This window comes from Maribellus luteus, assembly GCF_003576475.1.
GTDB classification, from domain to species: domain Bacteria; phylum Bacteroidota; class Bacteroidia; order Bacteroidales; family Prolixibacteraceae; genus Draconibacterium; species Draconibacterium luteum.
In genome coordinates, this window is sequence record NZ_QWGR01000187.1 from 1 (window position 1) to 573 (window position 573).

1 protein-coding gene is annotated in these 573 nt (G+C 63.0%); it reads left to right on the forward strand.

The features are described 5' to 3' along the window. Nucleotides 1-80: 80 nt before the first annotated feature. Nucleotides 81-573, forward strand: a 493-nt coding sequence (locus D1614_RS28530; protein ID WP_147384402.1) for a PP2C family protein-serine/threonine phosphatase, incomplete at its 3' end; no start/stop codon positions are given.

The window sequence follows — 573 nt, forward strand, 5'->3', positions numbered from 1 at the left end:
AGTATGATTCCGAAATGGTGCAACACTAGGCGGGACTTGCCGCTGCACCGCCTCCCTCACCGAATATTCATCTAGCCGCAATGCGATTCTCGGTTTATCAAGAAAGCAAAAAAGGCGCGCGACGCGTCAACCAGGACCGCATGGGCTACTGCTTCACGCGTGACGCCATGCTGATGGTGCTGTGCGACGGCCTGGGCGGGCATTCCCTGGGCGAAGTTGCGGCCCAGCAGGCGCTGCAGACCATGGCGCGCCAGTTCCAGCGCCACGCGCGTCCGTCGATTCGCAATCCGCGTGATTTCCTGCACGAGAGCATCATGCTCGCGCACCGCGACATCCATCGCTATGCCGAGACGAACGGCCTGCCCGATGCGCCCCGCACGACCATCGTCTGCGCGCTGGCCCAGCGGGGCTCGCTGCACTGGGCGCACGCTGGGGATTCGCGCATGTACCTGATGCGCAAGGGCGAACTGGTGACGCGCACGCGCGATCACTCCAAGATCGAGAACCTGCTGCAGCAAGACCGTGTGCTGCCGATGCAGGTCGCGCATCATCCCGAGCGCAACAAGATCTACA